19 protein-coding genes are annotated in these 23,405 nt (G+C 66.2%); 12 read left to right on the top strand and 7 right to left on the bottom strand.

Going from position 1 to position 23,405, the window contains the following annotated elements; genetic code table 11:
* Position 1: 1 nt before the first annotated feature.
* The gene (locus N5C28_RS21740; RefSeq protein ID WP_279825427.1) at positions 2–898 is read right to left on the bottom strand and encodes an AEC family transporter; all 897 of its coding nucleotides are present in this window, start codon (positions 896–898) and stop codon (positions 2–4) included.
* Between the two features lie 149 nt (positions 899–1,047).
* Here N5C28_RS21740 and osmE point away from each other — a divergent pair, with 149 nt between their 5' ends.
* A complete protein-coding gene (gene osmE, locus N5C28_RS21745; RefSeq protein WP_279825428.1) occupies positions 1,048–1,389 on the top strand; it encodes an osmotically-inducible lipoprotein OsmE in 342 nt (113 codons plus the stop codon).
* A 10-nt stretch (positions 1,390–1,399) separates the two neighbouring features.
* Here osmE and N5C28_RS21750 read toward each other — a convergent pair whose 3' ends face one another.
* Together N5C28_RS21750 and N5C28_RS21755 are read right to left on the bottom strand one after the other, a co-directional pair.
* Positions 1,400–2,482 (bottom strand): fatty acid desaturase, encoded by a 1,083-nt coding sequence (locus N5C28_RS21750; RefSeq protein WP_279825429.1) that lies wholly within the window; start codon positions 2,480–2,482, stop codon positions 1,400–1,402.
* A 42-nt stretch (positions 2,483–2,524) separates the two neighbouring features.
* Positions 2,525–3,631: a ferredoxin reductase gene (locus N5C28_RS21755; protein ID WP_279825430.1), complete on the bottom strand. Its 1,107-nt coding sequence runs from the start codon at positions 3,629–3,631 to the stop codon at positions 2,525–2,527.
* 142 nt (positions 3,632–3,773) lie between these two features.
* On the opposite strand from N5C28_RS21755, the gene N5C28_RS21760 reads away from it, so the two are divergent.
* The 4 genes from N5C28_RS21760 to N5C28_RS21775 all read left to right on the top strand — a co-directional run bounded on the left by N5C28_RS21760 (position 3,774) and on the right by N5C28_RS21775 (position 7,849).
* Positions 3,774–4,409, top strand: a complete 636-nt coding sequence (locus tag N5C28_RS21760) for a TetR family transcriptional regulator (RefSeq protein WP_279825432.1) — start codon at positions 3,774–3,776, stop codon at positions 4,407–4,409.
* 149 nt (positions 4,410–4,558) lie between these two features.
* Positions 4,559–5,470, top strand: a complete 912-nt coding sequence (locus N5C28_RS21765; protein WP_279825433.1) for a glycerophosphodiester phosphodiesterase — start codon at positions 4,559–4,561, stop codon at positions 5,468–5,470.
* 710 nt (positions 5,471–6,180) lie between these two features.
* On the top strand, positions 6,181–6,768 hold the full coding sequence (locus tag N5C28_RS21770) for a TIGR00730 family Rossman fold protein (RefSeq protein ID WP_279825434.1): 588 nt from the start codon (positions 6,181–6,183) through the stop codon (positions 6,766–6,768).
* 124 nt (positions 6,769–6,892) lie between these two features.
* Complete coding sequence (locus N5C28_RS21775) at positions 6,893–7,849, top strand: DUF808 domain-containing protein (protein WP_279825435.1); 957 nt, start codon at positions 6,893–6,895, stop codon at positions 7,847–7,849.
* A 9-nt stretch (positions 7,850–7,858) separates the two neighbouring features.
* Here N5C28_RS21775 and N5C28_RS21780 read toward each other — a convergent pair whose 3' ends face one another.
* From N5C28_RS21780 to N5C28_RS21795, 4 genes are all read right to left on the bottom strand, one after another.
* Positions 7,859–8,773, bottom strand: coding sequence for a transglutaminase family protein (locus N5C28_RS21780; RefSeq protein WP_279825437.1), 915 nt, complete (start codon positions 8,771–8,773; stop codon positions 7,859–7,861).
* The gene (locus tag N5C28_RS21785; RefSeq protein WP_279825438.1) at positions 8,770–11,256 is read right to left on the bottom strand and encodes a circularly permuted type 2 ATP-grasp protein; all 2,487 of its coding nucleotides are present in this window, start codon (positions 11,254–11,256) and stop codon (positions 8,770–8,772) included. The genes N5C28_RS21780 and N5C28_RS21785 overlap by 4 nt, the downstream gene beginning before the upstream one ends.
* A gap of 373 nt (positions 11,257–11,629) precedes the next feature.
* The gene (locus tag N5C28_RS21790; protein ID WP_279825440.1) at positions 11,630–12,745 is read right to left on the bottom strand and encodes an SO2930 family diheme c-type cytochrome; all 1,116 of its coding nucleotides are present in this window, start codon (positions 12,743–12,745) and stop codon (positions 11,630–11,632) included.
* Positions 12,742–13,989, bottom strand: coding sequence for a parallel beta-helix domain-containing protein (locus tag N5C28_RS21795; protein WP_279825442.1), 1,248 nt, complete (start codon positions 13,987–13,989; stop codon positions 12,742–12,744). Before N5C28_RS21795 ends, N5C28_RS21790 begins: the two co-directional genes overlap by 4 nt.
* Before the next feature lie 154 nt (positions 13,990–14,143).
* Here N5C28_RS21795 and N5C28_RS21800 point away from each other — a divergent pair, with 154 nt between their 5' ends.
* From N5C28_RS21800 to panC, 7 genes are all read left to right on the top strand, one after another.
* Positions 14,144–14,320: a hypothetical protein gene (locus N5C28_RS21800; protein WP_003244646.1), complete on the top strand. Its 177-nt coding sequence runs from the start codon at positions 14,144–14,146 to the stop codon at positions 14,318–14,320.
* A 57-nt stretch (positions 14,321–14,377) separates the two neighbouring features.
* Positions 14,378–17,332, top strand: a complete 2,955-nt coding sequence (locus N5C28_RS21805) for a sensor histidine kinase (RefSeq protein ID WP_279825444.1) — start codon at positions 14,378–14,380, stop codon at positions 17,330–17,332.
* Positions 17,333–17,432: 100 nt separating this feature from the next.
* A complete protein-coding gene (locus N5C28_RS21810; RefSeq protein WP_279825445.1) occupies positions 17,433–18,866 on the top strand; it encodes a sigma-54 dependent transcriptional regulator in 1,434 nt (477 codons plus the stop codon).
* Between the two features lie 786 nt (positions 18,867–19,652).
* Positions 19,653–21,047, top strand: a complete 1,395-nt coding sequence (locus N5C28_RS21815; protein WP_279825447.1) for a polynucleotide adenylyltransferase PcnB — start codon at positions 19,653–19,655, stop codon at positions 21,045–21,047.
* Positions 21,044–21,532: a 2-amino-4-hydroxy-6-hydroxymethyldihydropteridine diphosphokinase gene (gene folK / locus N5C28_RS21820; RefSeq protein ID WP_279825449.1), complete on the top strand. Its 489-nt coding sequence runs from the start codon at positions 21,044–21,046 to the stop codon at positions 21,530–21,532. Before N5C28_RS21815 ends, folK begins: the two co-directional genes overlap by 4 nt.
* Before the next feature lie 173 nt (positions 21,533–21,705).
* Complete coding sequence (gene panB, locus N5C28_RS21825; protein ID WP_279825451.1) at positions 21,706–22,506, top strand: 3-methyl-2-oxobutanoate hydroxymethyltransferase; 801 nt, start codon at positions 21,706–21,708, stop codon at positions 22,504–22,506.
* Positions 22,503–23,366, top strand: coding sequence for a pantoate--beta-alanine ligase (panC, locus tag N5C28_RS21830; protein WP_279825452.1), 864 nt, complete (start codon positions 22,503–22,505; stop codon positions 23,364–23,366). Before panB ends, panC begins: the two co-directional genes overlap by 4 nt.
* Positions 23,367–23,405: the final 39 nt, after the last annotated feature.

Below are 23,405 nucleotides of genomic sequence, written 5' to 3' on the forward strand. Positions count from 1 at the left end.
ATCAGCCCAGCACGAGCATCCACAGCGGCAGTGTCAGCGCCGCCAGTACGGTAGAAAGAAAGATCGCCGAACTGACGCTGCGGATGTCCTCAGGCGTTTTGGCGAAAGGCAGGATGTTCACCCCGCTCGGACAGGCAGCCAGCACCACCAGCACGGTGCGCGCCGCGTCGTTGAGCCCCGGCAAGTGGCCGCTGAGCCACCACACCAGCGCCGGGAATACCAGCAGCTTGGCCGTCGCCAGCCCCACCGCCTGGGCACTGGGACGCAAGCGATAGCGCGACAGCCCCGAACCCAGCACGATCAAGGCACACGGCAACGCCGCCTGCGCCAGCCACTCGATCATTCGCCACAGCGTCGCGGGCACTTCGAGCCCCGAGACGTTGAGCAATGCCCCCAGCAACAGACCGATGATCATCGGGTTCGCCAGGTTCTTCAGCAGCGAGCGGGCATCGACCTTGTCGTGTCCGCCCAATGCCGCGTACACGCTCTGCAGGGAAAACAGCGTGAGGCTGTGGAACACCAGGATAGCGAACACATACACCAGCCCTGCAGGTCCCATCAGGGTGGTCACCAGGGGAATCCCCACCAGCACGTTGTTCGAGAAGGCCGCCGCCAGGCCGGATGCCGTGGCCGTGCCGGCGCGCCGATGGGCGATCAGGTTCACCAGCGTGAACACCACCAGCACCGGCAGGTAGTAGCCGAGCAGCAACATGGGCGACAGGCCGTCGGCCAGCTGTGCCTTGGCGATCCCGGCGAACAGCAGCGTGGGCATGAACAGCTTGAAGGTGATGGCCGCCAGCCCGGCCGCCGATTCGGCCGTCAGCCATTGCCGCACACCCAGCAGGTAGCCCAGCACAATCAAACCAAAGATCGGCAAAATCGCCTGAACAGCTACCATGTCTTCTGTGGCTCCATACACACGACGCATTTCGTGGCGCTCCAGCGGAGCGGCCACGATCGGGGGCCGCCAGCATACCGGGGCGCCCGCTCGAATACGACCGAGCATTCAATAGACGCGCCTTCCCGAGAACGAGTAAGGAGAGCAGCATGGACATTCGTATCGTCGGCAGCCTGGGCATCGCGACCATCCTCGCCGGTTGCGCCGGAACCCTGGAAAACCCCGCGGATCACTTCACCTACCGCAACGAACCGCTGGTGCAACAGGTCGACAACGACATGAGCAAGCAGCAGGTGCTGGAGATCGGCGGCCCACCCTCGAGCGAAAGCGCCCGCACCGTGCAACCCGGCACCTGCCACGACTACATCCTCACCCGCGACGGCCACCAGCAGCCCTACTACGTCAGCTTCAACTCCTCGGCGCGGGTCGACGGCCAGGGCTTCATGACCTGCAAGATGATGGAAAGCAACGAGCGCGCCCGCCGCTCCTGATCGAGTACCGTCAGGCCGACGCCGCCTCGGCGTTCGGCAGGCGGTAGACCCAGATACGCCTGAGCACCGTGGCGAACTGCGTGCTCAGGCGCCCGCAGTTGTACACCTGGCCATAGCGCTCGGCGATCTCTCGCACCTCCACCGCCAGGGCGGCGTAACGGCGTGCCGGCAGGTCGGGAAACAGGTGGTGTTCGATCTGGTGGCTGAGGTTGCCGGTGAGGATGTGCAGCAACGGCCCGCCGGACAGATTGCTCGAGCCGCGCAGCTGCCGCAGGTACCAGTGCCCCCGGCTTTCGCCTTCGATGCTTTGCGGGGTGAACACTGCCGCCTGCTCGGTGAAATGCCCGCAGAAAATCACGGTGAAGGTCCACAGGTTGCGGATCAGGTTGGCCAGCGCATTGCCCAGCAACACCGCCAGCCCGCTGGCCCCGAACAGCACCGCCAGTACGGGGAAAAACAGGTAGTCCTTGACCGACTGGCGCAGCAGCTTGGCATTGAACTGGCGCAGCAGCGGGCGCACCTCGTCGCGGCTGATCCGCCCCTTGTAGAGCTTGTCCAGGCGCAGGTGCTGGATCGCCACCGAATACTGGAACAGCACCGCCTGCAGCGTTACCCACAGCGGCTGCCAGCGGTAGAACGGGCGCCAGCGCTGCTCGGGAAACAGCCGCACCACGCCGTAGCCCACGTCATCGTCCTTGCCCAGCACGTTGGTGTAGGTGTGGTGGATGTGGTTGTGGGTGTGTCGCCAGAAATCGCTGGGCCCCACGATGTCCCACTCGTAGCGGCGGCCGGCGAACTCGGGGTCGTTCATCCAGTCGTACTGGCCATGCATGACGTTGTGCCCGAGCTCCATGTTCTCGAGGATCTTGCCCAGCCCCAGCAGCAGGCTGCCCAGCAGCCAGGTCGGCGGGAACCAGCCGAACATCAGCAGGGCCCGCCCGGTCCAGCAGCAGGCCCGCACCGCCGCGCGAATCCGCCGGATGTAGCGCGCATCGGCCTCCCCCAGGTCGGCCAGGGTGCGCTGGCGCAGGGCATCCAGTTCCGCGCCGAAGGCAGCCAGCTGCTCGGGGCTCAATTCACGGTCGTTACGCATGCATGCCTCGTCTCACCGGCATCGGCCGGGGCGTATCGGTTGTCACAGGTCGATCAGCACGTCGCGGTGCGGCGCGCTGATGCACAAACGGATCGGTTGGTCGGGCTCGCTGAACAGCTCGCCGGTGCGCAGATCACGCACTTCGCCGGCGAGCAGCAGGCAGGTGCAACTGGCGCAGATGCCCTGGCGGCAACCATGGGCTGGGCGCAGGCCCTGGGCTTCGGCCAGCTCCAGCAGGCTGCGTTGGCGGTCGCCCGCGACACTCAGCTGGCTGCGGGCGAACCCCAGCTGCACCGTGCCGGAGGCTTGCGCCGCGTCGCGGCTGGGCGGGGTGAACGCCTCGCCCTGAAACACCACCTGCGGCCCGGCGATACGCCGGTGCCAATCCCGCACCCGCTCGACGAAGCCCGCCGGCCCACAGGCCAGCACCTGCTGCACGGCCTCGGTATCGTCCAGGTGGGCGTCCTGGAAACGCCCGCTCGGCTCGCTGGCAGGATCGCCGGTCACCGCCCAGCGCACCGTCAGGTTGCGGTACTGCGCCTGCAGCGCCTGCAACTCGTCGACGAAGGCACGCTGACCGTGCTCACGGACGTAGTGCAGCAGCGTGACCGGCGCACGGAAACCCTGGGCCAGGGCCTCACGCAACAGCCCCAGCAGCGGCGTGATACCACTCCCGGCCGCCAGCAACAGGACGCCGGTGCTGCGTGAATCCCACTGCAGCTCGCCGAACGCCGGCCCCAGCTCCAGCACCTGGCCAACCGCCAACCAATCGAGCAGGTGCGGTGACACACGGCCACCGGGCTGGCGCTTGACCGCGATTTCCAGGCGGCCATCGGCATGCACCGCGGTCAGGCTGTAACTGCGCGACAGGCGCACGCCACGGTGTTCGACATAGACCTGCAGGTGCTGGCCCGGCTGCGCGCCACGCCAGTTGCCGTTGGGGCGCAGGGTCAGTGCCAGCATGTCGTCGGCGACCCAGCAGCGCTCCTCGACCCGGGCAAACACCCGGTTCAGGTGCAAGGCGGGATGCAACACCGCCAGCACGGCATCGACCTCGCTTTCGCGCAGCCAGCGCCGCGCCACCAAGGCACGCACGGGGCGAAGCCACGGCAAACGGGTGCGCGCCCAGGCAAAGGGAATCAGGGGCATGGAGGAATATTCCAGTGAACAATCGTTCACTAAACTGACAGAAGCACCACCACTCAGTCAACAGTTGTTCACTCAATGGCGGTTCGACGGGTGCGAAGCGCATTTGTTAGAGTGCGACGCAAATCCATGGAAGCCTCACCGCATGCAGCCCCGCGCCGAACAGAAACTGCAAACCCGCCACGCCCTCATGGACGCCGCTCGGAGCCTGATGGACAGCGGACGCGGGTTCGGCAGCCTGAGCCTGCGCGAAGTTGCCCGCAGCGCCGGCATCGTGCCGACGGGGTTCTACCGCCACTTCCAGGACATGGACCAGCTCGGCCTGGCCCTGGTGGCTGAAGTGGGCGAGACCTTTCGCGGCACCATCCGGGTGGTGCGCCACAACGAATTCGAACTGGGCGGCATCATCGATGCCTCGGTGCGCATCTTCATCGAAGCGGTGGCGGCCAACCGTTCGCAGTTCCTGTTCCTGGCCCGCGAGCAATACGGCGGTTCGCAGCCCGTGCGCCAGGCCCTGGCGACCCTGCGCGAAGGCATCACCGCCGACCTGGTGGCCGACCTGGCCCTGATGCCGAAACTGCAGCACCTGCCCCCCCAGGCCCAGGCGGTGATCGCCGACCTGGTGGTGAAGACCGTGTTCGCAACCCTGCCGGAGCTGATCGACCCGCCGGCCCAGGCGCTGCCGGCCCACCTGACCCCGGAAGCGAAGATGATCGAGCAATTGCGCTTCATCTTCATCGGCGCCAAGCACTGGCAAGGCCTCGGCCACGTCGCCTCCTGACTCCTCCTGCCCCGGCGCCCTCCCGCGGCGGCTGCCGGTAAAGCTGTCTCCAAAGGCCACCCGGCTGTCGCGATTCACCCCTCGCCGCTTCGCCTGTCGTTTGGCATAGTCCCCCGCGTTCGTTGCACACCTTCGCCTGGGGATTCGCCATGCTTCGTGTCGCTCGTTTTCTGCTCGTGCCGCTGTTGTTGATCGCCATCGCCCTGCTGGTGCTGTCGCAGACCAGCCGGCCCGCCACACCGCCCAAGGTGCTCACCGCCCTGGGGGACCAGCCACTGGTCATCGCCCACCGTGGTGGCAAGGGCCTGTGGCCGGAGAACAGCCTGTTCGCCTTCGAACGCGCCACCGCGCTCGGGGTGGACATGCTGGAAATGGACCTGCACCTGTCCGCCGACGGCGAACTGGTGGTGATCCATGACAGCACCCTGGACCGCACCACCAACGGCCAGGGCCCGGTGGCTGCGCTGAACCTCGACCAGTTGCAGTCGCTGGATGCCGGCTACCGCTGGACCGCCGATGGCGGCCAGAGCTACCCGTACCGCGGCCAGGGCGTGCGCATCCCGACCTTCGACGAGGTGCTGGCGCGTTTTCCCACCACGCCCAAGGTCATCGAAATCAAGGAGCCGGATGCCGGCATGGAGGCCCGTCTGTGCGACGCGCTGACAGCCCATGACCAGCTCGACCGGGTGATCGTCGGCAGTTTCTACGAGCGCAGCCTGCAGCTGTTCCGCGAACAGTGCCCGGCCGTGGCCACGTCCGCCGGTCCCGGCTCGGTGCGCCTGCTGGTGGCCCTGAACCTGGTGGGGCTGGGCAGCGTGCTGTCGCCGTCCTACCAGGCGCTGCAGATTCCCGAACGCCACAGCGGCCTGACGGTGGCCAGCGAACGCCTGATGCGCACCGCCCAGGCGCGCGGCCTCAATGTGCAACTGTGGACCATCAACGAACAACCGGTCATGCACCGCCTGCTGGACCAGGGTGCCCAGGGGCTGATCACCGACTACCCGGATCGCGCCCTGCAACTGCTCGGCCGCTCGACCCGCATCAGCGCCCTCGGCGACTAACGCCCTGCTCAAAAAAGCGACGACCTCACCAACCCCACGCCAACCGAGGCGTGGGGCCAGCCATGCGCAGCTTATCCACAGGACTGCCCACAGATTGGCGGGATAACTTATCCACTGCGCACCCTAGCCTCTCCCCAAGCCGTTGAAATAACTCGTTTATTTCTTGACTTTCACCGCGCGAGCGGCGCCACCCACACCCTGTACAAAAAACAGACACATCCCGCCAAGGCACATCGTGCGTGGCCTGCAGCGAGGCATACAAGACTTATCAACAGCTCTGCCCACAGCCAGCGTGGACAACTTGCCGGTTTCTGCGCCAACACCGAAAAACGTGGATAAGCAACTGTTTTTTCTATAAAAAACAGGTCGATCAAAAAACGTTCAATTACCAGAAACGGCCGATTCACGGCCTCTGCAAGGCGCTGCCACCACCTTACCCACAGCACTGTCCACAGCCTTTGTGGGCAACTGCACCGAGCGCTCTATCACGCCTATCGAGACAATCAACGAGCCCTGTCTGCGCCCCTAGGCCTATCGTCGACACCTGTTCCCGTGGAGACGTCCCATGTCCGTCAATGACCTGTTACGCAGCCTACTCGCCGCCTACGCTGGCGGTGCCAGTGGGCACGACATCGAATAGCGCACCACCCTTGGTGGATAGCGCACGACCCGCTACTCTTGGGCGCTTTTTCTGCCCAGGAGACCCACCCATGACCTTGCGCTCGATCTGTGTATTCTGCGGCGCCAGCCCCGGCGCCCACCCGATCTACCGACAGGCCGCCGAAGCCCTGGGCCGGCACCTGGCCGAACAGGGTGTGCGGGTGATCTACGGCGGCGGCGCGGTCGGCCTGATGGGCGTGGTGGCCGATGCCGCCATGGCCGCCGGCGGCGAGGTGGTCGGCATCATTCCGCAGAGCCTCGAGCGGGCGGAAATCGGCCACACCGGCCTGACCCGCCTGGAAGTGGTCGACACCATGCACACCCGCAAGGCACGCATGGCCGAACTCAGCGATGCGTTCATCGCCCTGCCCGGTGGCCTCGGCACCCTGGAAGAACTGTTCGAGGTCTGGACCTGGGGCCAGCTCGGCTACCACAGCAAGCCGCTGGGCCTGCTCGACGTCAACGGGTTCTACGCCAAGCTCGGCGACTTCCTCGATCACCTGGTGCAGGAGCGCTTCGTACGCGCCGAACACCGCGGCATGCTGCAACTGAGCGAAACGCCTGACGACCTGCTGCACAAGCTGCGCCACTGGCAGCCCAGCGTCGCCCCCAAGTGGGTCGATCGCCAGCCGGAGTGACCCGCTCCGCCCTTGTGTAACGCCCCAGTAGCTGCCGGCGAGCGCATCACGTATAAACCTGCGTGATTCGCCCCTCGGGCGTGTCCAATCCCCCATTACCGACGTTCCAGGAGAAGGAAATCTTATGGCCGGTGCCAGTCTGTTAACCCTGCTCGATGACATTGCCGCGGTACTCGATGACGTGGCGGTCATGACCAAGGTCGCGGCGAAGAAAACCGCCGGTGTGCTCGGCGACGACTTGGCGCTCAACGCCCAGCAGGTTTCCGGGGTCCGTGCCGAGCGCGAGCTGCCGGTGGTCTGGGCGGTGGCCAAGGGGTCGATGAAGAACAAGCTGATCCTGGTGCCGGCGGCGCTGCTGATCAGCGCCTTCGCGCCCTGGGCGGTCACGCCGTTGCTGATGTTCGGTGGCGCCTTCCTCTGCTACGAGGGCTTCGAGAAGCTGGCGCACAAATTTCTGCACAGCAAGGCCGAGACCCAGGCGCAGCATGGCGAGCGGCTTGAAGCCGTCGCCGATCCGGCGGTGGACCTGGTGGCCTTCGAGAAGGACAAGATCAGCGGGGCGATCCGCACCGACTTCATCCTCTCGGCAGAAATCATCGCCATCACCCTGGGCACCGTGGCCGGTGCCACGTTCGGCAAACAGGTGGCGGTGCTGTGTGGCATCGCGGCGCTGATGACAGTAGGTGTCTATGGCCTGGTGGCGGCCATCGTCAAACTCGATGACGCCGGCCTGTACCTCAACCAGCGTGGCGGCGAGAGCCTGGGCCGCCGCCTGCAGCGGGCCCTGGGGCGCGGCATCCTGGCGACGGCGCCGTACCTGATGAAAACCCTGTCGATTCTCGGCACCGCCGCGATGTTCATGGTCGGTGGCGGCATCCTGACCCACGGCATCCCGGTGGCGCACCACGGCATCGAGCAACTGACCGCCCAGCTGGCGGCCAGCAGCGGCATTCTCGCGGCCCTGTTGCCGACCCTGCTCAATGCCCTGGCCGGCATCGTCGCCGGTGCCATCGCCCTGGTGCTGGTGAGCCTGGCGACCCGCCTGTGGAAAACCGTGAAGAAGCCCGCCGGCACGGCCTGAGGCCGTCGCCTACCCGGCCGCCATGTCCGTGGCGGCCACCGGCAGCACCGTGACCTGCACCTCCGGGTCATGGTGCCCGCCCCCGAGAATCACCCCGCGCAACGGCGACACATCGGCGAAATCCCGGCCCCAGGCCAGGGTGATGTGCTCCAGCGCCGGCAGCATGTTGTTGGTCGGGTCGAAATCCACCCAGCCCTGTCGCGGGCAGTACACCGACACCCAGGCGTGGGACGCATCGGCACCGATCAGGCGTGGCTGCCCCGGTGGCGGCTGGGTCAGCAGGTAACCGCTGACATAGCGCGCCGCCAGCCCCCGGGAACGCAGGCAGGCCAGCATCAGGTGCGCGAAGTCCTGGCAGACCCCGCGGCGCTGCTCCAGCACCTGCAGCAAGGGCGTGGCAACCTGGGTGGCCACCGCATCGAAGGTGAACTCCTCGAAGATCCGCTGCATCAGCGCCGCCACCGCCACCAGCAGCGGCCGGCCGGGCACGAAGCACTCGGCACCGTACGCCGCGAACGCCTGCTTGAGCCGCACGTAGGGCGATTCGAAACGGTAGCGGAGCGCCTCCAGTTGTTCAGCCGTCAACGCCTGCCGGCTGTACGCCAGGGCATCGCGCACCTGTTCCCAGGGGGGGGAATCTGCCAGGTCGCGGCTTGCCCGCGCCAGCACCTCCAGGCGCAGACGGGCGCTGACGCTCAGGGCATCGTGAGGCCGGTCGAAGGCCAGGGTGGTCAGTGGGTTGCCGAACACATCCAGGGAATCACGGCGCTGACAGGGCTGTGGCGTGACCTCCAATTGTTGCCCATGGCAGACCTGCCAGGCACAGGGTCGCGGCCACAGGTGCGCCAGTTGCCGGGCCAGCGACACCGGCGCCGCATAGCGATAGTGCGTGTCGTGGAACACCTGGTAGTAGGCGCGGCTCATGACGACTGGGTCCGCTGGCTGGCGTCGACATGGACGAAGAAGCGCAGCCCCAGGTGGTCCGATACGTCCCCGGCGGCCCTGGCGATATCACCCAGCAGGCTCGCCAGGCCATCGAGCACCGCACGTACGCTGCCCGCGCCGAACAGCGGATTCTCCAGGCTGCCCAGGTTGAACGCGGTCAGTTGCCGCTCCAGACGCTCCAGCTGAACGTCGGCAGGCAGTTCGAAGCGCTCGTCGAGGCGTTCCAGGGAGCCCACCAGCAGGCGCAGCTGGAACAGCACGGCATGGGGGTTCTGCTCGTCGAGCAGCAGCAGGTCCAGCACCGGTATCAGCTGCGCCGACGCCAGGTAACGGGTGCGGTAGGTGATGCTGCTGTTGCCCAATTCCAGCAGCCATTCCAGGGCCGACTGGTCGTCCTCGGCACCGCTGCGCAGGAAGCCGGCGAGGCTGGCGGCGAGGAACTGCAGGCGCTCGATGCAGCGGCCGATCATCAGGAAGCGCCAGCCGTCGTCACGGGTCATGTCGTCGAGGGCGAAGCCGGACAGCGACGCCAGGGAAATCATCAGCCCGTCCAGGTAATCCAGCAGATCGCCCAGCGGCTTGCCATCCAGTTGCTGGGCCTCGCGCTGCACCTGCAGCAGCGCCTGCCAGTTGGCCTGGGACAGCTTGCCGCGCACGCTGCCGGCGGTCCATTGCAGGCGTTGCAGGTTGGCGCGCAGGCTGGACGGCCATGCGCTGCCGAGCAGGGCATCCAGCAGGCGCGCCTCCAAGGGACGGCTCTCGTCCCGGGACAGCAGCCCCAGGCGTTCGCCCAGGTTCAGGGCGGTCCGCAGGGCCTGGGGGTCGTCGTCATCGTCCACGTAGCGCGCCAGCATGATGCGCAGCAGGCGCGCGTTGTCTTCACAGCGCGAGCTGTAGCGGCCGAACCAGAACAGGTTTTCCACCACCCGCGACGGCAGATACGGGTCGCTGCGCACCAGGTCGGCCACCCCCAGCGGGCGCGGCCACTGCCAGGGTTCATGCCCGCCGTGGCGTTCACCCAGCACCCAGGTGTCCTTGCTGGCACCGCCACGCTGCATGGACACCACCTCGGCATCGGCCTCGGCGGCGACCCGGGTCAGGCCGCCGGGCAACACCCGGTAGCCGTCGACGCTGGCCACGGCGAAGACCCGCATGCCGATGGCCCGGGGCTGCAATTGCCCATCCGCCGCCTGCCACACCGGTGCCTGGGACAGTTGCGCCCGGGCCTGGGCAACATAGGCGTAGGGGCGCGCCCGTAGCCGCTCGGCCAAGGCGCTGCGCTGGGCGTCGTCGAGCGTGCGCCCGAACACCGGGGCGAAGCTTTGCGACGGAAAACTGGGCCGCACCAGCACCTCATCCAGCCGGGTCAATGCGTCATCCAGGGCCGGCGGCTCGCCGCACCACCAACTGGCGACGCTCGGCAGCAACAACGGCTCGCCGAGCAAGCGTTCGCTGATCGCCGGCAAGAAGCCCGGCAGCCCGGGGGACTCCAGCACCCCGCTGCCCAGGGCATTGGCCACCAGCACCCGCCCCTGGCGCACCGCCTCGAGCAGGCCGGGCACGCCCAGGGCCGAATCGGTGCGCAGCTCCAGCGGGTCGCAGAAGTCGTCGTCCAGCCGACGCAGCACCGCATGCACCCGGCGCAGGCCGGCCAGGGTCTTGAGGTAGAGGGTGGCATCGCGCACCGTCAGGTCGCTGCCCTCGACCAGCGGATAGCCGAGCTGGCGCGCCAGGTAGAGGTGTTCGAAATAGCTTTCGTTGAAGCGTCCCGGCGTCAGCAACACCACCAGGGGCGTTTCGCCGTCCGCCGGCGCCTGGCGGGCCAGGGTGTCCTGCAACGTGCGGAAATACCCGGCCAGGTGCTGCACGTGCAGGTCCCGGTACAGCTCGGGAAAGGCCCGGGACACGATCTGTCGGTTCTCCAGGGCGTAGCCGGCGCCCGACGGCGCCTGGGTGCGGTCGGCCGTGACCCACCAGCTGCCGTCCGGCGCCCGCGCCAGGTCGACGGCATACAGGTGCAGGAAGGTGCCGCCCGGCGGTTCGATGCCCTGACAGGGCCAGAGAAAGTTGTCATGACCGAACACCAGCTCCGCCGGCAGCAGGCCCTCGGCGATCAGCGCCTGCGGCCCGTAGAGGTCGGCCAGCACCCGGTTGAGCAGGCTGGCGCGCTGGGTCACACCGGCCGCGACCTGCTGCCACTCATCGGCTGGAATCAGGTTCGGCAACAGGTCCAGCTCCCACGGGCGGTCGGCGCCTTCCGGGTCGGCATAGACGTTATAGGTAACGCCGTTTTCCTGGATCTGCCGGTTGAGCAGGGCCTGCCGCTGCTGCAGGTGCGCCGGGGTGCTGCCCTGCAGGTGCTCGAACAGGGCGCGCCAGTGCGGTCGCACCTGCCCGTCGGCATCGAGCAGTTCGTGGTAGGCCGTGTCCGTCTGGGGATAACTGGCAAGCAGGTCAGGCATGTCGCACTCGGCATCGTGGCAAGTCAGGCACCCGCGGTTCCACGCGGGCCCGCCGGCAGCGCGGTCGACGGGCTGCTGCCGAGCGACCACCGGTCTGGACTATGGCCGAGACAGGCGCAACGCGCCAGCGGCAGGCGGGTGGACCGCCCACCACAAGCACGGGTGATGGGATGCACGGCACGGTGGCCTCCTGAGAACCTGGACAGTGCCGATGCGGCGCAAGACTTATGCCAGTGGCCTGTGCCTGGGCCACGGCGCAGCAGGCCGGCATGGCGTCCGCACCAGAACGGGGCTCGGCCCGCCCCGCGCCTGGCCCGGCGCACGAAAATGGTCCCTGTACCGGACCTTTCATGCGGCGACTGCATTGGCGCGCCTAGCAGTCGCCCTCCAGGCTGGCGATCCAGCGGCGCAGCACCTCGACACCCTGCCCATGGGCGGTGGAGCGCCCCAGCTCGGGCATCATGATGCTCGGATCGGTGCTTTCCATACGGAACATGATCACCGAGCGGTCCGGCTGCCCCGGATGAATGTCCACCAGGCGATCACCGGAGCCCTTGCCCGCCGCCACCGGCTGCTTGCATAGGCCGTAGGGGATACCCAGCGGGGTGGCAGGGTCGAGCAGCAGGCCCGAGGTGCGTGCCGGCCCCTGGGCGTTGTGGCAATGGGCGCAGTTGACGTCCAGGTAGCTGCGCGCCTGGTGCTCCAAGCTTTCGCCCTCGCGAGGCTGCGGCCAGCGGGCATTCTGCGGTACCCCGGCAAGGCCTTCCGGCACGCCCTGCAGGTGGCCCAGGCGCTGCCACTGCTCCAGTTGGTTGTGCTCGCCATCGGCGTAAGCGAAGGTCTTGTTCAGGTGACGGGCCTTGGGTCCCAGCGGGGTAACGCCTTGCCCGGCGCGCTCTTCGTGGCAGCCGGCACACTGGTTGGCGTCCGGCACCTGGTAATCGACCGCGACCGTTTGGCCGGCTTCGTCATGCAGCTCGAGGTCGAAGCTGGCCCCGGCCCACTCCAGTTGCGCCTCCTGCTGTTTGTCGTCCCAGACGTAGGGCAAGGCCACCCACCCGTCCTTCTGCCGCAGCAGGATGCGCGTTTCCACCATGTGCACCTGCTTCAGGGCCAGTCCGCGCTTCGGATCGCGCACATCGGCCTGTTCCAGCAGCAGGCGCCCCTGTTCATCACGGGGGTAGTAGAAGGTCTTGCTCAGCACCGTGCCCACGGGGTAATCGAAGGTGCCTTCGCCGTATTGGGCCGCCGAGCCGGTCGGCATCCACACCGTGCGGAACTTGTGCGCATGATCGCTGAACAGCGGGGTATTGAGGTCGTAGGGCAGCACCTCCCCCACCGGCTGCAGGTGCCCATCGACCTGTTGCACCATGCCCCATTCGCTGAGTGTCTGCGGGTAGGCATCCCCCTCCGGCAGATACAACGGTGCAGCCTGCTGCCCGCAACCGCCGAGCAGTAACGCGATCACGCCCCCCCACGCCCGTTTCATGCGTCCTCGCCCACCTCGCCCAGACCGGCCTGCAGTTCCACGCTCGGCAGACGCGGCAGGGTGCAGCGGTGATGGGTCATGTCCATGCTGATGTTGCTGTAGTTGTTGGGCCCATCGACGTTGATCATCTGCGCCTCGCCGTTATCGATGCAGATGGCGCGGTCGGCCGGCAGCTTGCCGTCCACCAGCAGCTTGGTGTTCACGTAGCCGTCCCAGAGGATGTCCGGCAGGCGGCCGTTGAGGCCGAACTGGGTGATCTTCAGCGCCTTGAGTTCCAGGTGATCCGGGCTGTCGCCGGCCGGCCCGAAGCGGTTGCCGTGGATGTAGATGCCTTCCGGATAGGGGTCGAAGGTCTCTGCCGTGGACAGGTCGGTGTAGCCGGTACTGAAGTAGCTGCTGATGATGACGTTGGCGGTCTTGTGCTCGCCGATATCGTTGTCGAAGATCTCGACGTCGTCGTTGGAGTTGATCACCACCCCCGAGCCGGCCGGCACACTGGCCACCGGCGTGCCCTTGTGGCCAAAGTTGCGGTGGTTGTTACCCTCGACCTTGTTGCGGTAGACCCGTGTTACCCGGCCGGCCTGGGGCAGGTTGGGCATGTTGAACACCAGGATGCCGCCGGTGTTACCGGTGGCGACGTTGTCGTAGACGTCGGCGTCGACGGTGTTCTCGATCTCGATGCCGGCCACGTTGCGCTCGGCACGGCTGTTGCGCACCACGACGTTGCGCGACTGGCCCACGTAGATGCCGGCATCCGAGGCGCCAATGGCGACCACGCCGTCGACCAGGGTGTTTTCGGTCTGCACCGGGTAGATGCCGTAGGCGCCGTTCTCGGTCGCCGGGCCGTTGGTCCACTCCGTGCGCACCCGGCGGATGATGATGTTCTTGCCGCCGACCACCTTGAGCGCGTCGCCCTTGGTGTCTTCCAGGGCGATGTCTTCGATGGTGAAGTCCGAGGCGTCGACCAGCAGGCCTTCGGCACCGGACTTCTGGCCCTTGAAGTTGAGGATGGTCTTGTCCATCCCGGCGCCGCGGATGGTCACGCCGCTGACCTTCAGGCTCAGGCTGCGGTCGAGCTGGTAGGTCCCGGCCGGGATCTCGATGACCGTGCCGGCCTTGGCCTTGATCAGCTGCGTCTGCAGGTCTTTCTGGAAGTCCTGGTTGGCCACCGGGGTGGGCTTTTCTTCACTGCAACCGGCCAGCAGCACGGTCGTGGCGACAAGCGAGGGCAACAGGGCACGCATGGGAGCCTCCGGGATTCTTGTTATTTAATTGGAACTATAGTCCCAATTAAATCGTCCGCCAAGCCTCCAGCCGGCCATTCGTCAGCCCCTGCGCCCTACGCAGCCACCCCCGCTTTCCGTTACCATCGGCGCCACTCACGCGAAGAGATGCGGCATGTATATCTATCGATTGGTTCTGATCCTGGTGGTGGGGATCTACCTGTTTTCCCCGGCCATCATGGACTGGTGGATCGACCCCAACGGGGCCTGGTACCGCCCCTACCTGCTGTGGCTGATCCTGATCGTGGTGACCTTCATCCTGCAGAGCCAGCGCGATGCCGATGAACTCTGACCCGTCGCGCAGCCGCCCGGTGGCTGCCCTTCTCCTTCGTTGCACAGAGCCGACACGATGCTGACGAGCTTTAGCCTGAGCCAACTGATCCTGATCAGCGCCGCCTACCTGCTGGTGCTGTTCGGCGTCGCCTGGGTCAGTGAACACGGCCTGATTCCGCGCTGGATCATCCGGCACCCGCTGACCTACACCCTGTCGCTCGGCGTCTATGCCAGCGCCTGGGCCTTCTATGGCACGGTGGGCCTGGCCTACCAGTACGGCTACGGCTTCCTGGCCAGTTACCTGGGGGTGTCGGGGGCCTTCCTGCTGGCGCCGGTGCTGCTCTACCCGATCCTGCGCATCACCCGCACCTACCAGTTGTCGTCGCTGGCCGACCTGTTCGCCTTCCGTTTCCGCAGCACCTGGGCCGGTGCCCTGAGCACCGTATTCATGGTGGTCGGCGTACTGCCACTGCTGGCCTTGCAGATCCAGGCCGTGGCCGATTCCATCGGCATTCTCACCCGCGAACCGGTGCAGGAGCAGGTGGCCCTGGCCTTCTGCGGGCTGATCATCCTGTTCACCATCCTGTTCGGCGCCCGGCACATCGCCACCCGGGAGAAGCACGAGGGCCTGGTGTTCGCCATTGCCTTCGAATCGATCGTCAAGCTGACTGCCCTGGGCGCCATCGGCCTGTATGCGCTGTACGGGGTCTTCGACGGGCCGAACGACCTGGAATACTGGCTGGTGCAGAACCAGGCCGCCCTGACCAGCCTGCACACCCCATTGCAGGAGGGCCCATGGCGCACCCTGCTGCTGGTGTTCTTCGCCTCGGCCATCGTCATGCCGCACATGTACCACATGACCTTCACCGAGAACCTCAACCCGCGGGCCATGGTCAGCGCCAGTTGGGGCCTGCCGCTGTTCCTGCTGTTGATGAGCCTGGCGGTGCCGCTGATCCTCTGGGCCGGCCTGAAACTGGGCGCCACCACCAACCCGGAATACTTCACCTTGGGTCTGGGCATCGCGGTGAACAGCCAGTCCCTGGCGCTGCTGGCCTATATCGGTGGGTTGTCGGCCTCCAGCGGCCTGATCATCGTCACCACCCTGGCGCTGTCGGGCATGGTCCTCAACCACGTGGTGCTGCCGCTGTACCAGCCGCCGGCCGAGGGCAACATCTACCGCTGGCTGAAATGGACCCGCCGCGCGCTGATCGTGGCGATCATCATGGCCGGCTACGCCTTCTACCTGGTGCTGGGCGCCGAGCAGGACCTGGCCAACCTGGGCATCGTCGCCTTCGTCGCCACCCTCCAGTTCCTGCCGGGGGTGCTCTCGGTGCTGTACTGGCCGACCGCCAATCGCCGCGGCTTCATCGCCGGCCTGCTCGCCGGTATCGGCGTGTGGGTGGTGAGCATGCTGCTGCCGATGCTGGGCAACCTGCAGGGCCTGTACCTGCCGCTGTTCAACCTGGTGTACGTGCTCGACGACAGCAGTTGGCACCTGGCGGCCATCGGTTCGCTGGCAGCCAACGTCCTGGTGTTCACCCTGGTGTCGCTGTTCACCGAGGCCAGCGACGAGGAAAAGAGCGCCGCCGAAGCCTGCGCCGTGGACAACGTGCGCCGTCCGCAACGCCGCGAGCTGGTGGCCCTGTCGCCCCAGGAATTCGCCACCCAGCTGGCCAAGCCCCTGGGCGCCAAGACCGCCCAGCGCGAGGTGGAACAGGCCCTGCGCGACTTGCACCTGCCGTTCGACGAGGGCCGCCCCTATGCCCTGCGCCGTCTGCGCGACCGCATCGAGGCCAACCTGTCGGGCCTGATGGGCCCCAGCGTGGCCCAGGACATCGTCGAGACCTTCCTGCCCTATAAATCGGGCAGCGAGGGTTACGTCACCGAAGACATCCACTTCATCGAAAGCCGCCTCGAGGACTACCACTCGCGCCTCACCGGCCTGGCCGCAGAACTCGATGCCCTGCGCCGCTACCACCGCCAGACCTTGCAGGAGCTGCCGATGGGCGTCTGCTCCCTGGCCAAGGATCAGGAAATCCTGATGTGGAACAAGGCCATGGAAGAGCTGACCGAGATACCCGCGCAGCGCGTGGTCGGTTCCCGCCTGTCGACCCTGAGCGAACCGTGGCGCGGCCTGCTGGAACGCTTCATCGAGCTGCCCGACGAGCACCTGCACAAGCAGCGCCTGGCCCTGGACGGCGAGGAGCGCTTCCTCAACCTGCACAAGGCCGCCATCGACGAGCCACTGGCCCCCGGTAACAGTGGCCTGGTGCTGCTGGTCGAAGACCTCACCGAAACCCAGTCGCTGGAAGACAAGCTGGTGCACTCCGAGCGCCTGGCGAGCATCGGCCGCCTGGCCGCCGGCGTGGCCCACGAGATCGGCAATCCGATCACCGGTATCGCCTGCCTGGCGCAGAACCTGCGCGAAGAGCGCGAGGGCGACGGCGAGATCACCGAAATCAGCGGGCAGATCCTCGAGCAGACCAAACGCGTGTCGCGCATCGTCCAGTCGCTGATGAGCTTCGCCCACTCCGGCAGCCGCCAGCAGGCCGACGAACCGGTGTGCCTGGCCCAGGTCGCCCAGGAGGCCATCGGTCTGCTGGCCCTGAACCGGCGCAACGTCGAGGTGGAGTTCTTCAACCTCTGCGATTCCGACCACTGGGCCGAAGGCGATCCGCAGCGTCTGGCCCAGGTCCTGATCAACCTGCTGTCCAACGCCCGCGACGCCTCGCCGCCGGGCGCGGCGATCCGGGTGCGCAGCGAAGCCTCCGAGCACACCGTCGATCTGATCGTCGAGGACGAAGGCAGCGGCATTCCCAAGGCCATCATGGACCGCCTGTTCGAGCCGTTCTTCACCACCAAGGACCCGGGCAAGGGGACCGGTCTCGGCCTCGCACTGGTCTATTCCATCGTGGAAGAGCATTATGGACAGATAACAATCGACAGCCCGGCTGACCCCGAGCTTCAACGCGGCACCCGGATCCGGGTGACCTTACCGCGGCATGTCGAGGCGACGTCCATAGCGACCTGACCAGCTACCCGTGAGCCTGTGGCCACTGCCGTTGTTCGCACGATCTGTTTCTGCGCCGGCACCTGTCCACAGTTTCAGTGACCGTCGAGAGATTCGATTAATGCCTCATATTTTGATCGTCGAAGACGAAACCATTATCCGATCTGCCTTGCGCCGCCTGCTCGAGCGCAACCAGTACCAGGTCAGCGAAGCTGGCTCGGTACAGGAAGCCCAGGAACGTTTCAGCATTCCCAGCTTCGACCTGATCGTCAGTGACCTGCGCCTGCCCGGCGCGCCGGGCACCGAACTGATCAAGCTGGCCCAGGGCACGCCCGTGCTGATCATGACCAGCTACGCCAGCCTGCGCTCGGCGGTCGACTCGATGAAAATGGGCGCCGTCGACTACATCGCCAAACCCTTCGACCACGATGAAATGCTCCAGGCCGTCTCGCGCATCCTGCGCGACCGCCAGGAAGCCCGCAGCGCGCCAAGCGCCCCGGCCGCCGCCAGCAGCGGTCGCCCGAGCGAAAAAGGCCCGGACAACAGCAACGGCGAAATCGGCATCATCGGCTCCTGCGCCGCCATGCAGGAGCTGTACAGCAAGATCCGCAAGGTCGCCCCCACCGACTCCAACGTGCTGGTCCAGGGCGAGTCCGGTACCGGCAAGGAGCTGGTAGCCCGCGCCCTGCACAACCTGTCCCGCCGCGCCAAGGCGCCGCTGATCTCGGTCAACTGCGCGGCGATTCCGGAAACCCTGATCGAATCCGAACTGTTCGGCCATGAAAAAGGCGCGTTCACCGGCGCCAGCGCCGGACGCGCCGGCCTGGTGGAAGCGGCGGACGGCGGCACCCTGTTCCTCGACGAAATCGGCGAGCTGCCGCTGGAGGCCCAGGCCCGCCTGCTGCGCGTCCTGCAGGAAGGCGAAATCCGCCGGGTGGGCTCGGTGCAGTCGCAGAAGGTCGATGTACGACTGATCGCAGCGACCCACCGCGACCTGAAAACCCTCGCCAAGAACGGCCAGTTCCGCGAAGACCTTTATTACCGCCTGCACGTGATCGCCCTGAAGCTGCCCGCCCTGCGCGAGCGCGGCAACGATGTGATAGAGATCGCCCGGGCGTTCCTGCTGCGCCAGTGCACCCGCATGGGCCGCACCGACCTGCATTTCGCCCACGACGCCGAGCAGGCCATTCGTCACTACCCCTGGCCGGGTAACGTGCGCGAGCTGGAAAACGCCATCGAGCGCGCGGTGATCCTGTGCGAGGGCACGGCGATTTCCGCCGAGCTGCTGGGCATCGACATCGAGCTGGACGACCTGGAGGACGAGGAAGACTTTATCGGCCTGCCCCCCCAGGGCGCCAATGGCACCGCCAACAGCCACGAGCCGACCGAAGACCTGTCCCTGGAAGACTACTTCCAGCATTTCGTTCTCGAGCACCAGGACCACATGACCGAGACCGAGCTGGCCCGCAAGCTGGGGATCAGCCGCAAATGCCTGTGGGAACGCCGCCAGCGCCTCGGTATCCCTCGCCGCAAATCGGGTGCAACCGCCGACTAGAGCCTGTCAGGGGCCTGGCATTCACGGAAGGGGCCTGCCGGTTGCAATGCCAACCAGGCAGGTCGCGCCACAGTCACGGCGCGACGCACGGGTCACGGTGACACACCGTCACCACACAGGTTCCCCAGGTTGTTACCGGACAAACACCTCGTAACAAACACCGGGTCTAATGGTAACGAAATCCTGGCATTTTCAGCCCCGACAATGTCCGACCAAAACGTTCAAGCCCTTGATTTACAAGGAATCTCAAAAACTGGCACGGCTTCTGCTTTATCTCTGGCACAACAACAATAACAAGCAATGCCCACTACAATAAAAATTAGACGTATCGACTCCAGCACAATAAAAACAAGACGGCGGGAGGCGCAGCTAACTGATTCTTTTGGAGAGGAATTGCAATTGGGGTTCGCCCCGCGACCAGGCCGAGAACAATAAAACTGCCCCGAGGCAGCTCCTGAACTGGTTGGATCATGGAATGGTCATTGCAGCGTCAGCATCCAAAGCAATCCGTTTGCCATTCGCTCCTGAATTGGGAGCACTTCCACTGGTCTTCGACCTGATGGAGCGGGCAATTGAACAAAAACAACAAGCCCGACATAACAATAAAAACAAAGCACGCACCTACTTGGGGGGGAGCTTCGGCTCCCCCAGTAGCTTCCGGCACACACGTTTGCCGTCCTGCCTTCCTCCTCGTCCTACACCATCCCCCGACTCAATGCTAGAATCCGCGCCATTCCTGCGGCCTTCATTTATTCTGGCCGGTCATTTCGTCAAACAGTGCATCCCATGCTGAAGAAGCTGTTCAAGTCTTTTCGTTCTCCCCTGCGCCGGCAATCGCACAGCACGCCTGAAGTGCTGAGCAACAATCAACACCCGATCAAGCGCTCGGAGATCAGCCGTTACGCCATCAGCGTGGTCGAGCGCCTGCAGAACGCGGGTTACCAGGCCTACCTGGTCGGCGGTTGCGTCCGCGACCTGCTGCTGGATATCGACCCCAAGGATTTCGACGTCGCCACCAGTGCCACCCCCGAACAGGTGCGCGCCCAGTTCCGCAACGCGCGGGTGATCGGTCGCCGCTTCAAGCTGGTCCATGTGCATTTCGGCCGGGAAATCATCGAAGTCGCCACCTTCCGCGCCAATCACCCTGAGGGAGACGAGGAAGAAGACAACAACCAGGCCGCACGCAACGAAAGCGGGCGCATCCTGCGTGACAACGTCTATGGCAGCCTGGAAGACGACGCCCAGCGCCGCGACTTCACCATCAATGCGCTGTACTACGACCCGGGCACCGAGCGCATCCTCGATTACGCCAATGGCGTACACGACATCCGCAACCACCTGGTGCGGCTGATCGGCGACCCGACCCAGCGTTACCAGGAAGACCCGGTGCGCATGCTGCGGGCCGTGCGCTTCGCCGCCAAGCTGGACTTCGACATCGAGAAACACAGCGCCGCGCCGATCTACAAGCTGGCGCCGATGCTCCGCGAGATTCCCGCCGCGCGCCTGTTCGACGAAGTGCTCAAGCTTTTCCTCGCCGGCTACGCGGTCTACACCTATGAACTGCTGGTGGATTACGGCCTGTTCGGCCAGCTGTTCCCGGCCAGCGCCGCTGCGCTCAAGCAGAACCCGGACTACACCGACAACCTGATCCGCAACGCCCTGACCAACACCGACCTGCGCATCCAGCAGGGCAAGACGGTGACCCCGGCCTTCCTGTTCGCCGCCCTGCTCTGGCCTGCCCTGCCGGCCCGCGTGCTGAAACTGCAGGAACGCGGCATGCCGCCGATCCCGGCGATGCAGGAAGCGGCGCACGACCTGATCAGCGAGCAGTGCCAGCGCATTGCCGTGCCCAAGCGTTTCACCCTGCCGATCCGCGAAATCTGGGACATGCAGGAACGCCTGCCGCGGCGCAGCGGCAAGCGTGCCGACCTGCTGCTGGAGAACCCGCGTTTCCGCGCCGGTTACGATTTCCTGCTGCTGCGTGAAAGCGCCGGCGAAGAGACCGACGGCCTGGGCGACTGGTGGACCGATTACCAGGACGCCAGCGACAGCGATCGCCGGGCCATGATCCGCGACCTCAGCAGCAAGGACGACAGCGGCGCAGCCCCGCGCAAGCGTCGCCGTAGCGGCCCCCGCCGCAAACGCAGCGCCGAGGGCGCGGCCAAGCCCGCCGGCGAATGATGGAACGGGTGTACATCGGCCTGGGCAGCAACCTGGCCGAGCCCCTCGGCCAGTTGCAGGCGGCCCTGGCGGCCCTGGCGGCGCTGCCGCAGACCCGCCTGGCGGCCACCTCGTCCTTCTATGCCAGCGACCCGCTCGGGCCGGCTGACCAGCCCCGCTACGTCAACGCCGTCGCCGCCCTGGACACCACCCTCGAACCGCTCGCCCTGCTCGACGCCCTGCAAGCCATCGAGCAGAACCAGGGCCGCGTGCGCAAGGCCGAACGCTGGGGGCCGCGCACCCTGGACCTGGACATCCTGCTGTTCGGTGAGCGCCTGCTGGACGAGCCACGCCTGCAGGTGCCGCACTACCATATGCATGCCCGCGCCTTCGTGCTCTACCCCCTGGCGGAGCTGGCACCGGACCTGCAGCTGCCGGATGGTCGCCCGCTGAGCACCCTGCTCGCACAGTGCCCGTTTGAAGGCCTCGAGCGCCTCCAGGCGTAGTGTTCCCGGCGGGTAACGTCAGTAACAGTCCGGTAACACCCGCAATTGACTTCGTACCGTGCCATCAGGACTATAGGCGTCCCGTTGCGCCGTACCGGTGCAAATCGAGGCCAATGCAGGCCAGATTGAAGCAGTCCACCTGCTTGTTGGACGCCTGAGTGAGGACGACTTTCATGCCTGATGTAACCCTGACCACCCTGCAAAGCCTCAAGCAAGGCGGCGAGAAGATCGCCATGCTCACGGCCTACGATGCCACCTTCGCCCAGGCAGCCAGCCAAGCCGGGGTCGAGGTGCTGCTGGTGGGCGACTCCCTCGGAATGGTTCTGCAGGGGCACGACAGCACCCTGCCGGTCAGCACCAGCGAAATGGCCTACCACGTTGCCAGCGTCAAGCGCGGCAACCAGGGCGCCCTGATCATCGCCGACCTGCCGTTCATGGCCTACGCCACCCTCGAACAGACCTTCGTCAACAGCGCCGCCCTGATGCAGGCCGGTGCCCACGTGGTCAAGCTCGAAGGCGCCGCCTGGCTGGCCGAGCCGATTCGCCTGCTGGCCGAGCGCGGCATTCCGGTCTGCGCCCACCTGGGCCTGACCCCGCAGGCGGTCAACGTCTTCGGCGGCTACAAGGTGCAGGGTCGTGGCGATGCCCAGGCCCGCCAGCTGCGCGCCGACGCCATGGCCCTGGAACAGGCGGGCGCGGCCATGCTGCTGCTCGAATGCGTGCCCAGCGAACTGGCCACCGAAATCAGCCAGTCGGTGAAGATCCCGGTCATCGGCATCGGCGCCGGTAACGGCACCGACGGCCAGGTCCTGGTGCTGCACGACATGCTCGGCCTGTCGCTGACCGGTCGCGCGCCCAAGTTCGTGAAGAACTTCATGGCTGGCCAGACCAGCATCCAGAATGCCCTGAGCGCCTACGTCAAGGCGGTCAAGGACCAGAGCTTCCCAGCGGCCGAACACGGGTTCAGTGCATGAATACGGTCAAGACCGTGCGCGAGTTGCGCGCTGCCGTCGCCCAGGCCCGTGCAGAAGGCAAACAGATCGCCCTGGTCCCGACCATGGGCAACCTGCACGCCGGGCATGCGGCGCTGGTGGAGAAGGCCTCCCAGCGGGCCGATTTCGTGGTCGCCAGCATCTTCGTCAACCCGCTGCAGTTCGGCCCCAACGAAGACCTCGCCACCTACCCGCGCACCCTGGCAGCAGACCAGGACAAGCTGGTCGAGGCCGGCTGCCACCTGCTGTTCACCCCCGATGTCGACGAGATGTACCCGCAAGGCATGCAGGGCCAGACCCTGGTCAGCGTGCCCGGTGTTTCGGAAGGGCTGTGCGGCGCCAGCCGTCCCGGCCATTTCGACGGTGTGTCCACGGTGGTCACCAAGCTGTTCAACATGGTCCAGCCGGACCTGGCGATCTTCGGTCAGAAGGATTTCCAGCAACTGGCCGTGATCCGCACCCTGGTGCGCGACCTGAACATGCCGATCCAGATCATCGGTGAACCGACCGTGCGCGCCGAAGACGGGCTGGCCCTGTCCTCGCGCAATGGTTACCTCAGCGCCGAACAGCGCGCCGTGGCCCCGACGCTGTACCGCGGCCTGGAGCAGATCGCCGCTGCGATCGCTGCGGGCGAGCGGGACTTCGCCGCGCTGGTCGAGCAGGCCCGCGCGCAACAGGTCGCCGCCGGGTTCCGCCCGGACTACCTGGAGATTCGCGAGGCCAACAGCCTGCGCCCGGCCACGGCCGATGACCGTCAATTGGTGATCCTGGTGGCGGCCTTCATCGGCAGCACCCGGCTGATCGACAACCTGGCCCTGGACCTGGATGGCGCACCGCAGTAACACCGTGCCCTCCCCGCAAACGCCAGTTACACTAAAAAG

Origin of the sequence: Pseudomonas sp. GD03944 (genome assembly GCF_029839275.1) — a bacterium.
Lineage (GTDB): Bacteria > Pseudomonadota > Gammaproteobacteria > Pseudomonadales > Pseudomonadaceae > Aquipseudomonas.